This window comes from Streptomyces sp. P17 (assembly GCF_032436805.1).
Classification (GTDB): domain Bacteria; phylum Actinomycetota; class Actinomycetes; order Streptomycetales; family Streptomycetaceae; genus Streptomyces.
On the sequence record NZ_JAVRBF010000695.1, the window covers coordinates 1 to 279 of the forward strand.

The 279-nt window shown below is 36.6% G+C and carries 1 protein-coding gene; it reads left to right on the forward strand.

The genetic code is table 11. The features are described 5' to 3' along the window. On the forward strand, window positions 1-225 hold a 225-nt coding region (locus tag RMT89_RS42625; protein WP_315889131.1), incomplete at its 5' end, for a hypothetical protein. Window positions 226-279 lie beyond the last annotated feature (54 nt).

The following is a 279-nucleotide window of genomic DNA, read 5'->3' on the forward strand; positions in this document are numbered from 1 at the left end:
TTGCAAAATGACCTTGATAAGATTGAAAATATGTTTCTTAACCGTGGTACTTACACAGATGCATTAGATATGGATATCGAATGGCATTTTATACCTCTCGTAAAGAATGGAGATTTGGTTGTTGCAGCAAGCTGGCTGGGAGAAGTGAAAGAAAAAAACATCTCTCATAAAATTATGTTGCCTTTTTTATCTTCAAGTATGGCGATCGTGTCGGTCAATTTATAACTTCCTGCCACTGCAATTTGCTTTACACTATATTCTCCGGCAAGTATAAAAGGC